Here is a 14,146-nt window from a genome sequence, read left to right as displayed (position 1 = left end):
GTCACACCCGTTCCCATACCGAACACGGAAGTTAAGCTCTCTAGCGCCGATGGTAGTTGGGACCTTGTCCCTGTGAGAGTAGGACGTCGCCAAGCAACTAAGCACGAGTCAAATGACTCGTGTTTTTTCGTGTTTTCTTTTATAATTCATAGTAATTAAAAAATGTGTTTAAATAATTATTATTTTGATTAAATACAGGGGAATGTGGCTAGGATAGTGAATAAGCAAAAGAGTTGCAAATTTTATTAATACGTATATAATTAAAGTCAAAGATAGTCAAAGTCAATAAAGGTGGCGGATAAATGAGAAATATATCTGATATCATTGAGCAATATCTAAAGCAAGTTATTGACTTAAGTAATAATAATGTGATTGAAATCAAAAGAAATGAGATTGCGGATCGATTCGAGTGCGTACCATCTCAAATCAATTATGTAATCAATACCCGTTTTACGTTAGAAAGAGGATTTGTAGTAGAAAGTAAACGTGGTGGAGGAGGTTACATTCGCATTATAAAAGTCAAATTGCATGACGATATAGACATGATCGATCAAATGCTTCATATGATTGATCATAGCGTTGCGCAAGGGAATGCAGAGAGTATGATTATACGTTTAATAGAAGAGGGAATCATAACAAATCGTGAAGCTAAACTTATGTTAAGTGTACTAGATCGTTCTGTATTATCAATGGATGTTCCTTCTCGAGATGAACTTAGGGCTCGAATATTATGCGCAATGTTAAGAACACTGAAATATAAATAAATATAGCTTTTGTAAAAGAATAATGACTAAGAGATAAGGCAGTTAAATATTGTAGAGGTTTTGAAAAAAGAACACGCACTTTTATTTAAACAAATAAAGGAAAGTGAACAATCTAGTAATGTATAAAAAGTACTATGAGATAGATCGTTCCTATTGTAAAGGTGGGGATAGTGATGACTTGTCAAAACTGTAATATAAGACCAGCAACTTTACATTATACAAAAGTAATCAACGAACAGAAGACGGAAGTTCATCTTTGTGAGCAATGTGCAGAACAAAGTGGCTATACGTCTTTCTTTCAATCACCGCAGTCTAACTTTTCATTCCATGATTTATTCGCTGGGTTATTACACGATGAATCAACAATGTTTGAAGAAGGACAAAACGGGCTTTCGAATACAAGTATATTAAGGTGCCCAGATTGTAAGATGACATCTGAGCAATTTACAAAGGTGGGACGCTTTGGATGTGCTTCTTGTTACGATACATTTAAGGAACATTTAAAGCCATTATTAAAACGTCTGCACGGTGGACATACAGATCATTGTGGAAAAATTCCGGAACGTATAGAAGGAAATCTTCACTTAAAGAAAGAATTAGATGAACTAAAACTCATTCTGAAACAATACGTACAGAAAGAGGAGTTTGAGAAAGCTGCTGAAGTAAGGGATAAAATTCGAGGTCTTGAAAATCAGCTTAGTGAGCATAGAGAGGGGGAATAGTTCTATGTCACTGGACAAAATTATGAATGAAGCGATTAGTCCATGGATGAAGGGGGATGGCCCTGATTCTGATATTGTTTTAAGTAGTCGAATTCGTTTGGCTCGTAATTTTAAAAAATATCAATTCTCTACAATGCAAAACGAAGAAGAAGCTAGACAGATTCAAGAATTATTTAAAAAGGAATTTATAAATAAAACGGTAGAACCTTTTGGAGAGTTTGAACTATTAAAAATGAATGAATTAACCCCTCTTCAAAGGAGAGTATTAGTTGAAAAGCATTTAATTAGTCCTAACCTTGCAGGCACAGAATATGGAGCATGCCTATTGTCAGAAAGCGAACATATTAGTGTTATGCTTAATGAAGAAGACCACATTAGGATACAGTGCTTATTTTCAGGGTTGCAGTTATCAGAGGCCCTTCAAAGTGCCAATCAAATAGATAATTGGATAGAGGAAGAGGTTGAATATGCGTTTGATGAATCACTTGGATATATAACGAGCTGCCCTACTAACGTTGGTACAGGATTGAGGGCTTCCGTAATGATTCACTTACCGGGACTCGTTTTAACGAAAAGAATTAGCCGTATTATACAAGTAATTCAAAAATTAGGGTTAGTAGTAAGAGGAATATACGGTGAAGGTAGCGAAGCGTTAGGTAATATATTTCAAGTGTCAAATCAAATGACGCTAGGAAAATCTGAAGAAGATATTATTGCAGATTTAAAGAGTGTGATTCAACAAATCATACAGCAAGAAAAAATGGCTAGAGAATTAATTGTACAAAATTCAAGTATTGAGCTTGAAGATAAAGTTTATCGCTCTTATGGCATACTAGCAAATAGTCGGTTAATTCAATCTGCGGAAGCGGCCACTTGCTTATCAGATGTACGACTTGGTATTGATTTAGGATATATAAAAGGTGTATCGAGAAATATTTTGACTGAGCTAATGGTTCTTACACAACCAGGCATTTTACAACAATATGCAGGCGGACCTTTAGGACCAGAAGAAAGAGATTATCGAAGAGCAACCTTAATCCGTGAGCGATTACGTATTGAAAAAACTAAGCGCAAGTAGGAGGCGATTTCTATGATGTTTGGAAGATTTACAGAAAGAGCACAGAAAGTATTAGCTTTATCTCAAGAGGAAGCAATTCGTATTGGACATAATAATATTGGAACAGAACACATTTTACTTGGGCTTGTACGCGAAGGGGAAGGAATTGCAGCAAAAGCGTTAATTGCTCTTGGATTAAGTCCAGAGAAAGTTCAAAAAGAGGTAGAAGCGTTAATTGGACGCGGAACAGAAGCTTCTCAAACTGTACATTATACACCGCGTGCTAAAAAGGTTATTGAATTGTCTATGGATGAAGCCCGTAAATTAGGTCATTCTTACGTTGGAACAGAACATATCTTACTTGGTTTAATCCGTGAAGGTGAAGGGGTAGCAGCACGTGTTTTAAATAACTTAGGTGTTAGCCTAAATAAGGCAAGACAACAAGTATTGCAACTTCTTGGAAGTAATGAAGCAAGTTCAGGTCACCAAGGTGGTTCTTCAACAAATGCCAATACACCGACACTGGATAGCTTAGCACGCGATTTAACAGTTGTTGCACGTGAAAATCGTCTAGATCCTGTTATAGGGCGTGGCAAGGAAATTCAACGTGTAATTGAAGTTTTAAGCCGTAGAACAAAAAATAATCCTGTATTAATTGGAGAGCCTGGTGTGGGTAAAACGGCAATTGCAGAAGGATTAGCACAACAAATTGTAAATAATGAAGTACCTGAAACATTAAGAGATAAGCGCGTTATGACACTAGATATGGGTACAGTTGTAGCTGGAACGAAATATCGTGGTGAATTTGAAGATCGCTTAAAGAAAGTTATGGATGAAATTCGTCAAGCTGGCAACATTATTCTATTTATTGATGAACTTCATACATTAATTGGTGCAGGTGGGGCAGAAGGTGCTATTGATGCATCGAACATTTTAAAACCATCTTTAGCACGCGGAGAGTTACAATGTATTGGGGCGACAACTTTAGATGAATATCGTAAATATATTGAAAAAGACGCGGCTTTAGAGAGACGTTTCCAACCAATTCACGTTGATGAGCCAAGTCTAGACGAATCAACTCAAATTTTGAAAGGTTTACGTGATCGTTACGAAGCACATCACCGTGTATCTATTACAGATGATGCAATTGATGCAGCTGTAAAACTTTCAGACCGTTATATTACAGATCGTTTCTTACCAGATAAAGCAATTGACTTAATTGATGAAGCTGCTTCAAAGGTTCGCTTACGTTCTTATACAACACCACCAAATCTAAAAGAGCTTGAAGTGAAGCTTGAGGAAATTAGAAAAGAAAAAGATGCAGCTGTACAAAGTCAAGAATTTGAAAAAGCTGCTTCCTTACGTGATATGGAACAACGCTTACGTGAGAAGTTAGAAGATACGAAGCGTCAATGGAAAGAGCAACAAGGAAAAGAAAACTCAGAAGTGACAGTAGAAGATATTGCAAATGTCGTTTCTACGTGGACTCGTATACCGGTTTCTAAACTTGCACAAACAGAGACTGATAAATTATTAAACTTAGAATCCATTCTTCACGATCGTGTTATTGGTCAAGATGAAGCGGTAGTAGCTGTAGCAAAAGCTGTTCGTCGTGCTAGAGCGGGATTGAAAGATCCGAAACGTCCGATTGGTTCATTTATTTTCTTAGGACCAACAGGTGTAGGTAAAACGGAGCTAGCAAGAGCACTAGCGGAATCTATGTTCGGTGATGAGGATGCAATGATTCGCATTGATATGTCTGAGTACATGGAGAAACATTCTACTTCTCGTTTAGTTGGATCTCCTCCAGGATATGTTGGATATGAAGAAGGTGGACAATTAACAGAAAAGGTTCGCCGTAAGCCATATTCAGTTGTCCTATTAGATGAAGTAGAGAAAGCTCACCCTGATGTGTTTAACATTTTACTACAAGTATTAGAAGATGGTCGCTTAACGGATTCTAAAGGGCGTACAGTTGATTTCCGTAATACAATTGTTATTATGACATCTAACGTTGGTGCAGACGCGTTAAAACGTAATAAACATCTTGGATTTAACGTACAAGATGAGAGCCGCGATTATTCAGATATGAAAGGTAAAGTAATGGATGAACTGAAAAAGGCATTTCGTCCAGAATTCTTAAACCGTATTGATGAAATTATCGTGTTCCATATGCTTGAGAAAAAACATATTCAAGAGATTGTAACACTTATGGTAAATCAGTTAGTGAATCGCTTAAAAGAGCAAGAAATTGAATTGCATTTAACAGAAGGAGCAATTTCAGCCATTGCTGATAAAGGATTTGACCGAGAATACGGTGCTCGTCCGCTTCGTAGAGCAATTCAGAAACATGTAGAAGATAGACTATCGGAAGAACTTTTAAAAGGTGCTATTGAGAAAGGACAAAAAGTTATCTTTGATGTTGAAGGGGAATCATTTGTCATTCATAGTGCTGAAAAGGTAAAATAAGTATAGACAAACTAAGAGGGCTACGAGATAGCCCTCTTTCTTGTACGAGAGGGATAAACTGTTTATAGATGAAAGTGAAGTGAAATATAAAACGATATGGCTAAAAAGAAAACAAAATTCACATGTCAAGAGTGTGGTTATCAGTCACCAAAATATATGGGGAAATGCCCTGGTTGTGGTCAATGGAATACGCTTGTTGAAGAGATGGAACCGGTTGTATCATCAAGACGCCTTAATTATGCCAATGCAATTCAATCGGAAGTAACAAAACCAAGACGCCTAACAGAAGTAGAAACAAAGTCTGAGGCACGTATTGAAACGAAATTCCAAGAGTTTAACCGTGTACTTGGTGGTGGGATTGTAGATGGATCCTTAGTACTTATTGGTGGAGACCCCGGGATTGGAAAATCAACATTGCTGTTACAGATTTCATCGCAATTAGCAGATTCTTCATATGATGTACTATATATATCGGGTGAAGAATCGGCAAAACAGATTAAACTTCGTGCAGATCGTTTACACGTAAATGGTAGTAATCTATTTGTTGTATCGGAGACGGATTTGCAGCGAATTGCAGCACATATTGAAGAGATGAATCCAGCTTTTGTTGTTATTGATTCCATTCAAACGATACATTTACCTGAAGTGACGTCAGCCCCAGGAAGTGTAGCGCAAGTACGTGAATGTACAGCGGAATTAATGAAACTTGCAAAAACGAAAGGAATCCCTATTTTTATCGTCGGACATGTAACAAAAGAGGGGGCAATTGCAGGACCTCGTATGTTAGAACATATGGTCGATGCAGTTCTTTACTTTGAAGGAGATCGTCATCATACATATCGTATTTTGCGAGCTGTGAAGAATCGTTTTGGTTCCACGAATGAAATGGGTATTTTTGAAATGAAAGAGCTTGGTCTTGCGGAAGTCTTAAACCCTTCTGAAATTTTTCTTGAGGAAAGGCCAGTTGGAGTCGCAGGATCAACAGTAGTTGCCTCAATGGAAGGAACAAGACCGGTTTTAGTAGAAATACAAGCATTAATCTCCCCTACTAGTTTTGGAAACCCTCGAAGAATGGCGACGGGAATTGATCATAACCGTGTATCGCTTATTATGGCAGTGTTAGAAAAAAGAACAGGTTTATTATTGCAAAATCAAGACGCATATTTAAAAGTAGCAGGTGGTTTGAAATTAGATGAACCCGCAATTGATTTAGCTGTGGCTTTAAGTATCGCTTCAAGTTTTAGAGATAAATCTACGGCACCAACTGATGCGGTAATAGGAGAAGTAGGACTAACTGGAGAAATAAGAAGAGTATCAAGAATCGAACAACGTGTACAAGAAGCAGCTAAATTAGGATTTCAACGTGCTATTATTCCTAGAAAAAATTTGGGGGGATGGACAGTTCCGGATGGGATTGAGGTAGTAGGTGTATCTAATTTAGGGGAAGCGCTTCGTTTGACATTAGGAGGCTAGGCTATGGAAGAAAACAAGCAACGTGTCAAAAGTATGATTAATATTTTACAGCTTGTGGCCCCAGGAACACCACTGCGCGAAGGGATAGATAATGTGCTTCGCGCACAAACAGGGGGACTAATTGTTCTTGGATATAATGAACAAATTAAAAGTATTGTTGATGGGGGATTTCACATTAATTGTGCATTCTCTCCTGCTAGTTTATACGAATTAGCAAAAATGGATGGGGCACTTATTTTAAATGAAACTGGAAGTAAAATTTTAATTGCAAATGCACAATTAGTTCCAGAGGCATCTATTGATTCTATTGAAACAGGTATGCGCCACCGGACGGCAGAGCGTGTAGCAAAGCAGACGGGTAGTCTCGTTGTGGCTATTTCACAAAGACGTAACGTAATTACGCTATATCAAGGGAATTTACGTTATACACTAAAGGATATAGGTGTTATTTTAACAAAGGCAAACCAAGCTATTCAAACGTTAGAAAAATATAAGGCTGTATGGAATGATGGTATTACGAATTTGGGCATTCTAGAATTTGAAGAAGTCGTTACAATGTCCGAGGTGGTTCATGTGTTACATAGTGTTGAGATGGTGCTGCGTATTAAAAATGAAATATTGAGCTATATTCATGAGCTAGGAACGGAAGGTAGGTTAATTCGTTTACAACTTACAGAACTACTAGCTGATTTAGAGGCAGAGGCAGCGTTATTAATTAAAGATTATTATCAAGAAAAAACACAAGACCATCATCAAATTTTGAAAAAGTTACAAGATCTTGCGAATACACAACTTCTAGAGGATAGCGATTTAGTTAAATTGCTTGGCTACCCAGGACAAATGAGTTTAGAAGAAAGTGTGACGCCGAGAGGATACCGAATTACAAGCAAAATTTCGCGCGTTCCGCCACTTATCATTGAAAATTTAATTAATCGATTTAAGACCTTGCAAGGTGTTTGTCGAGCAACTATTAATGAATTGGATGATGTGGAAGGAATTGGAGAAGTCAGGGCGAAGAAAATACGAGAAGGCCTAAAAAGAATCCAAGAGCATCTCTATATGAGTAGACACAATTAAGAATATTACATTGATTCCATAATATAACGACACTAGAACATTTTTGGTATATGATATGGTATATTGGTAAATAAAACTATTTATAAAAAAACACGTCCGCTTTTGCATTCGGCGTTTTGATTAGCGAAACAATGGTTAATAATGAGTAGGAGGTGGTTGGATGTTAAAACGGATTGTACAGCTCTTCTTTCTAGTAATTGGCGGAGCGTTAGGGATTTACTTAATCCCAAAAGTTATTAATGTATTAGACATGGGTGCTGTTCCTTTATTGGAAGGATCGTATGTTCGTGCAATTATTGGTGCAATTATTTTATTTTTAACAACATTTTGGCTTGTAGATTATATTGTTCAACTTATTAAGCATATTGAAGAGGCTCTTGTAAAGGCGCCAGTAGCGGATGTTTTATTTGGTACATTAGGATTAATCTCGGGTCTTATTGTTGCGTATTTAATTTTAATACCAATTCGTGAATTTACAATTCCAGTTATTAGTACAGTGTTGCAAGTGTTCTTTACTCTTTTACTTGGATATTTAGGGTTCCAAGTAGGGTTTAAAAAGAGGAATGAATTGCTAGGATTATTTACATTACCACAACGTGGGAAGAAGAAAAATAATAATAGTGAGAATGAAGAAACTGAGGTAGAAGAATCTACAACTCATTGGAAAATTCTCGATACGAGTGTAATTATCGATGGGCGTATTGCTGATATTTGCCAAACAAAGTTTTTAGAAGGAACAATTGTGATTCCACAATTCGTGTTAGAAGAACTTCAGCACATTGCCGATTCTTCTGATGCTTTAAAGCGTAATCGTGGTCGCAGAGGATTAGATATTTTAAATCGTATTCAAAAAGAGATGCCGATTCCGGTAGAAATTTATGAAGGCGATTTCGATGATATTCAAGAAGTGGATAGCAAACTTGTAAAGTTGGCGAAAATCACTGGTGGAACGGTAGTAACGAATGATTTCAACTTAAACAAAGTTTCTGAATTACAAGGGGTAACGGTGTTAAATATTAACGATTTAGCTAATGCAATTAAACCTGTCGTACTCCCAGGTGAAGAACTGAGTGTTTATGTTGTCAAAGATGGAAAAGAACAAAATCAAGGTGTTGCATATTTAGATGATGGCACGATGATTGTAGTAGAAGATGGTAGAGAATATGTAGGTTCACAACTCAATGTGCTTGTTACGAGTGTGTTACAAACATCGGCTGGGCGTATGATTTTCGCTAAACGTAAATTATTAGAAAAAGCATTATAAGTAGAGGATTATTAATATGTATACATTAATTATTCCAGCAGCTGGTCAAGGTAAGCGGATGGGTGCTGGTAAAAACAAGTTGTTCTTACTTATTAATGAAGTACCGATTATTGTGCATACGTTACGTGCTTTTGAAAAAGATAAAGCATGCAAAAGTATTATTATGGCAATTAACGAAGAAGAACGTCCGTATTTTGAAGAATTAATGCAGAAGTATCCGATTGAAAAGCCAGTCCGATTTATTCAGGGCGGAGCCGAAAGACAAGATAGTGTATATAACGCCATTCAGTATACGAGTGATGTTGAGTATGTTCTTGTACATGACGGCGCGCGTCCATTTGTAACGAATAAAGTGATTCAAGATGTATTAACTGCAGCGGAAAAATATGGAGCGTCCATTTGTGCGGTACCAGTGAAAGATACAGTTAAGAAAGTAGAGCAGGGTATCGTTGTCGAAACGGTAGAAAGATCTCAGCTTAAAGCTGTACAAACACCACAAGGGTTCGCTGTTTCTCTTTTGTTAGAAGCTCACAGAAGTGCAAAACAGGGTTGTTTCCTTGGTACAGATGATGCAAGCCTCGTAGAACGTATCGGGAAGCAAGTAGGTGTAGTAGAGGGGAGTTACTATAATATTAAAGTGACGACTCCAGAGGATTTGTTAATTGCTGAAAGTTTCCTTCATGTTCAAAAGAAATGACAGTGATGATTATAGCGAAGAAAAGCTCGGCAACAGCCGGGCTTTTCTTTATAAGGATAGCGATATAATATAGAATCATAAAGCTCTGTAGTTTAGCTTGAGGAGGATGTAAAAAATGTTTCGAATTGGACAAGGTTTTGATGTGCATGAATTTGCGGAAGGTAGACCGTTAATTATTGGTGGAATTACAATTCCTCATGAGAAAGGATTAATTGGTCATTCAGATGCAGACGTATTGTTACATACGATTGCGGACGCATGTTTAGGTGCAATTGCAGCTGGGGATATTGGAAAGCATTTCCCTGATACAGATCCTGCCTTTAAAGATGCTGATTCAGCTGTATTGCTGCAAAAGGTTTGGGGATTTGTACGTGAACAAGGTTACGAGTTAGGGAATCTAGATTGTACAATTATTGCTCAAAAGCCAAAGATGGCACCACATATTGAAAGTATGCGTAAACGTATTAGTGAACTATTAGAAACGTCTATTGATAATATCAATGTAAAGGCAACAACAACAGAAAGATTAGGATTTACAGGTAGAGAAGAAGGAATTGCTTCTCAAGCAGTTGTTTTATTACAGAAAAAATAATGGTTTTTAATTCGTAAGATGGATAATCACATTTTTTTGGTGTACAATTATAGAATGTGTTGACATTAAGAATGGAAGGTGTACCAATTATGGAAAAGCAAGTGAGAGTGCGCTATGCGCCAAGTCCAACAGGACACTTACATATCGGAAATGCGCGTACGGCATTATTTAATTATTTATTTGCTCGTCATCAAGATGGTAAGTTTATTATTCGTATTGAAGATACTGATGTGAAACGTAATGTTGCTGGTGGAGAAGAAAGCCAATTAAAATACTTGAAATGGCTCGGTATGGACTGGGATGAAGGTGTTGATGTTGGTGGTGAATTTGGACCATATCGTCAAACAGAGCGTTTAGATATTTATAAAAAATTATATGAAGATTTATTAGAGCGTGGTTTAGCTTACAAATGTTATATGACAGAAGAAGAGCTAGAAGCAGAGCGTGAAGGTCAAATCGCTCGTGGTGAAACACCGCGTTATGCTGGAAATCACCGTGATTTAACTGAGGAGCAAATGAAGGGATTTGAGGCTGAAGGCCGCATTCCGAGTATTCGTTTCCGTGTACCGGTTGATCGCGATTACACGTTTAAAGATATCGTAAAAGATGAGGTTGCATTCCATTCAAATGATTTCGGTGATTTCGTTATCGTGAAAAAAGATGGAATTCCAACTTATAACTTTGCGGTAGCAGTAGATGATCACTTAATGGAGATTACACATGTACTTCGTGGTGATGATCATATTTCAAATACGCCAAAACAAATGATGATTTACGAAGCTTTCGGTTGGGATATTCCGCAATTTGGTCATATGACTTTAATTGTAAACGAAAGCCGTAAAAAGTTAAGTAAGCGTGATGAATCTATTATTCAATTTATTGAGCAATATAAAGAGCTTGGATATCTTCCAGAAGCAATCTTTAACTTTATTGCACTATTGGGTTGGTCGCCAGTAGGAGAAGAGGAAATCTTCTCTCAAGATGAGTTTATCAAAATGTTCGATGCAGCTCGTTTATCAAAATCGCCTGCATTATTTGATTCTCAAAAACTAAAATGGATGAACAACCAATATATGAAAAAGCAAGACTTAGATACGGTGGTAGAGTTAAGTTTACCGCATCTAGTGAAAGCTGGACGTATAGGTGAAACTTTAAGTGAACAAGAACAAGCTTGGATTCGTGATGTAATTGCGTTATATCATGAACAAATGAGTTTTGGAGCTGAAATTGTAGAGCTTTCTGAAATGTTCTTCAAAGATCATGTTGATTATGAAGAAGAAGGACAAGAAGTATTAAAAGGTGAACAAGTACCAGAAGTACTTCGTGCATTTGCTAGCCAAGTAGAAGCGCTAGAAGCGATGGAACCAGCAGCAATTAAAGCGGCTATTAAAGCAGTCCAAAAGGAAACAGGTCATAAAGGTAAAAACTTATTTATGCCAATCCGTGTTGCAACTACTGGTCAAACACATGGCCCAGAGCTTCCTAATGCTATTGTACTTCTTGGAAAAGAAAAAGTTTTAAATCGTCTTCAAAAAGTAATTGGTTAACATTTTCTAGGTTTAGAAATATAATAAGTATACTTAAAACCTAATAAGGAAAAGCGACGAGAAGGAGAAGTAGAAAATCAGGCTTTTTACAGAGAGAACCACCTTTAGGCTGGAAGTGGTTTATAAGCGGATTTTTGAAATGCCCCTTCGAGTCTTCTGCTGAACAGCGAATTGTTTTGTGAAACGTCTTAGGGCGTAAAGTAAGCAGAAGCGGTGTACACCGTTATCAGAGATGAGTTTGAGGCTTTTTTAGCCTAAACAGAGTGGAACCGCGCTTATAAGGCGTCTCTGTCAATATGACAGAGGCGTCTTTTTTATACCGTAAAAATGGGTATGAGTATAAGTTTTATCTCTGTGTATAAAGATTTAGGGGGATAAGTAGGGAGTTAAGGGAGTTAGTTCACTCGAAAAAGCAGCCCATAAAGGGGAGGGAACGTCGATGTTTAGGAGGCTTCGGGAAGATATTGAAGTCGTTTTTGAACAGGATCCAGCGGCAAGAAGTTATTTCGAAGTCATTTTGACTTACTCTGGATTACATGCAGTTTGGGCCCATCGAATTGCACATGCTTTTTATAAAAAGAATTTCTTCTTTATTGCACGTTGGATCTCACAAGTTAGTCGTTTCTTTACTGGTATTGAGATTCATCCAGGAGCAACAATTGGTCGTCGTTTTTTCATAGACCATGGAATGGGAGTTGTAATTGGAGAAACGTGCGAAATTGGTGATAATGTAACGATCTATCAAGGTGTTACATTAGGTGGTACGGGTAAAGAAAAGGGGAAGAGGCACCCTACAATTCAGGATAATGTATTAATTGCAACAGGTGCTAAAGTACTAGGTTCTATTACAGTCGGAGAGAATTCTAAAATTGGAGCAGGGTCTGTCGTATTAAAAGAAGTGCCTGCACATTCTACAGTTGTAGGTATACCTGGCCGAGTCGTTATTCAAAATGGAGTGAAGATCGGTCAAGAATTAAATCATTCTGACCTTCCAGACCCAATTTTTGATAAGTTAAAGATCATGGAAGTAGAACTTGATAAATTAAAAAAACAACTTGAAGTAAAGGTAGAAAGGAAGGATAAAAATGACTATTCACATTTATAATACGTTAACGCGTCAAAAGGAAGAGTTTACTCCATTAGAAGAAAAAAAGGTAAAGATGTATGTGTGTGGACCTACAGTTTATAACTATATTCACATTGGGAATGCAAGACCACCTATGGTATTTGATACGGTACGCCGTTATTTAGAATATAAAGGGTATGATGTGCAGTATGTATCTAACTTTACTGACGTAGATGATAAATTAATTAAAGCAGCAAATGAATTAGGTGAAGATGTGCCGACAATTGCGGACCGTTTCGTCGAAGCGTATTTTGAAGATGTAACGGCACTAGGTTGCAAACATGCAACAGTTCATCCGCGTGTAACGGAAAATATGGATATCATTATTGAATTTATTCAAGAACTTGTGAATAAAGGATATGCATATGAATCAGAAGGTGATGTGTACTTTAGAACGAAGGAGTTTGAAGGATACGGTAAATTATCGCATCAACCAATCGCAGACTTACGTCATGGTGCGCGCATTGAAGTAGGAGAAAAGAAACAAGACCCTCTTGATTTTGCTTTATGGAAAGCTGCGAAAGAAGGGGAAATCTTCTGGGAAAGCCCTTGGGGGAAAGGTCGTCCAGGCTGGCATATTGAATGCTCGGCAATGGCGCGTAAATACTTAGGGGATACAATCGATATTCATGCTGGTGGTCAAGACTTGGCATTTCCTCATCATGAGAATGAAATTGCGCAGTCTGAGGCGTTAACAGGAAAAACATTTGCACGTTATTGGATGCACAATGGATATATTAATATTAATAATGAGAAGATGTCTAAGTCACTGGGGAACTTCATTTTAGTTCACGATATCATTAAGCAATATGATCCACAGTTAATTAGATTCTTTATGCTATCGGTACATTACCGTCACCCAATTAATTTCAGTGAAGATTTATTACAAAGCACAAATAACGGACTGGAAAGAATTAAAACGGCTTACGGTAACTTAAAACACCGTATGGAAAGTAGTACTGAGTTAACAGATCATAATGAGAAATGGTTAGCGGAACTGGAAAAATTCCAGACTGCATTTGAAGAAGCGATGAATGATGACTTCAACACTGCTAATGCAATCACTGAGTTATATAATGTAGCAAATCATGCAAATCAATATTTACTGGAAGAACATACGTCTACAGTTGTAATTGAAGCATACGTAAAACAACTTGAAACATTATTTGATATTTTAGGGTTAGAATTAGCGCAAGAAGAGTTGCTCGATGAAGAAATTGAGGTGCTTATTCAAAAGCGCATTGAAGCTCGTAAAAATCGTGATTTTGCATTATCAGATCAAATTCGCGATGATTTAAAAGACCGTAATATTATTTTAGAAGATACCGCTCAAGGTACAAGATGGAAAAGAGGATAAG

12 protein-coding genes, 1 rRNA gene and 1 other annotated feature are annotated in these 14,146 nt (G+C 37.2%); all 13 genes read left to right on the top strand.

Features of this window, described 5'->3' with window-relative positions; all coding sequences use genetic code 11:
• Nucleotides 1–95: ribosomal RNA gene (gene rrf / locus ACTFOB_RS24610) — 5S ribosomal RNA — on the top strand; the annotation flags it as partial.
• 207 nt (nt 96–302) lie between these two features.
• The gene (gene ctsR, locus ACTFOB_RS24605; RefSeq protein ID WP_151630219.1) at nt 303–764 is read left to right on the top strand and encodes a transcriptional regulator CtsR; all 462 of its coding nucleotides are present in this window, start codon (nt 303–305) and stop codon (nt 762–764) included.
• Nucleotides 765–937: 173 nt separating this feature from the next.
• On the top strand, nt 938–1,486 hold the full coding sequence (locus ACTFOB_RS24600; RefSeq protein WP_440029565.1) for a UvrB/UvrC motif-containing protein: 549 nt from the start codon (nt 938–940) through the stop codon (nt 1,484–1,486).
• A 4-nt stretch (nt 1,487–1,490) separates the two neighbouring features.
• A complete protein-coding gene (locus tag ACTFOB_RS24595) occupies nt 1,491–2,564 on the top strand; it encodes a protein arginine kinase (RefSeq protein WP_440029567.1) in 1,074 nt (357 codons plus the stop codon).
• A gap of 12 nt (nt 2,565–2,576) precedes the next feature.
• Nucleotides 2,577–5,012 (top strand): ATP-dependent protease ATP-binding subunit ClpC, encoded by a 2,436-nt coding sequence (gene clpC, locus ACTFOB_RS24590; protein WP_016089678.1) that lies wholly within the window; start codon nt 2,577–2,579, stop codon nt 5,010–5,012.
• 96 nt (nt 5,013–5,108) lie between these two features.
• Nucleotides 5,109–6,485 (top strand): DNA repair protein RadA, encoded by a 1,377-nt coding sequence (gene radA / locus ACTFOB_RS24585; RefSeq protein ID WP_440029569.1) that lies wholly within the window; start codon nt 5,109–5,111, stop codon nt 6,483–6,485.
• A gap of 3 nt (nt 6,486–6,488) precedes the next feature.
• The gene (disA, locus tag ACTFOB_RS24580) at nt 6,489–7,562 is read left to right on the top strand and encodes a DNA integrity scanning diadenylate cyclase DisA (protein WP_000392165.1); all 1,074 of its coding nucleotides are present in this window, start codon (nt 6,489–6,491) and stop codon (nt 7,560–7,562) included.
• Between the two features lie 160 nt (nt 7,563–7,722).
• Nucleotides 7,723–8,826 (top strand): PIN/TRAM domain-containing protein, encoded by a 1,104-nt coding sequence (locus ACTFOB_RS24575; protein ID WP_000919687.1) that lies wholly within the window; start codon nt 7,723–7,725, stop codon nt 8,824–8,826.
• A 16-nt stretch (nt 8,827–8,842) separates the two neighbouring features.
• A complete protein-coding gene (ispD, locus tag ACTFOB_RS24570) occupies nt 8,843–9,523 on the top strand; it encodes a 2-C-methyl-D-erythritol 4-phosphate cytidylyltransferase (RefSeq protein WP_440029572.1) in 681 nt (226 codons plus the stop codon).
• A gap of 115 nt (nt 9,524–9,638) precedes the next feature.
• Nucleotides 9,639–10,115 carry a 2-C-methyl-D-erythritol 2,4-cyclodiphosphate synthase gene (gene ispF / locus ACTFOB_RS24565; protein WP_440029574.1) on the top strand — a complete coding sequence of 159 codons (477 nt, stop codon included), beginning with the start codon at nt 9,639–9,641 and terminating at the stop codon, nt 10,113–10,115.
• Between the two features lie 89 nt (nt 10,116–10,204).
• On the top strand, nt 10,205–11,662 hold the full coding sequence (gene gltX / locus ACTFOB_RS24560; RefSeq protein ID WP_440029575.1) for a glutamate--tRNA ligase: 1,458 nt from the start codon (nt 10,205–10,207) through the stop codon (nt 11,660–11,662).
• 47 nt (nt 11,663–11,709) lie between these two features.
• Nucleotides 11,710–11,955, top strand: a binding site (T-box leader).
• 146 nt (nt 11,956–12,101) lie between these two features.
• Nucleotides 12,102–12,767: a serine O-acetyltransferase gene (gene cysE, locus ACTFOB_RS24555; RefSeq protein ID WP_151630224.1), complete on the top strand. Its 666-nt coding sequence runs from the start codon at nt 12,102–12,104 to the stop codon at nt 12,765–12,767.
• On the top strand, nt 12,748–14,145 hold the full coding sequence (cysS, locus tag ACTFOB_RS24550; RefSeq protein WP_440029577.1) for a cysteine--tRNA ligase: 1,398 nt from the start codon (nt 12,748–12,750) through the stop codon (nt 14,143–14,145). Before cysE ends, cysS begins: the two co-directional genes overlap by 20 nt.
• Nucleotide 14,146 lies beyond the last annotated feature (1 nt).

The sequence above is a fragment of the Bacillus cereus group sp. MYBK79-1 genome, assembly GCF_051915365.1.
GTDB lineage: Bacteria > Bacillota > Bacilli > Bacillales > Bacillaceae_G > Bacillus_A.
The sequence above is the reverse complement of the archived record's forward strand: the minus strand, read 5'-3'. Positions and strand labels throughout refer to the sequence as shown.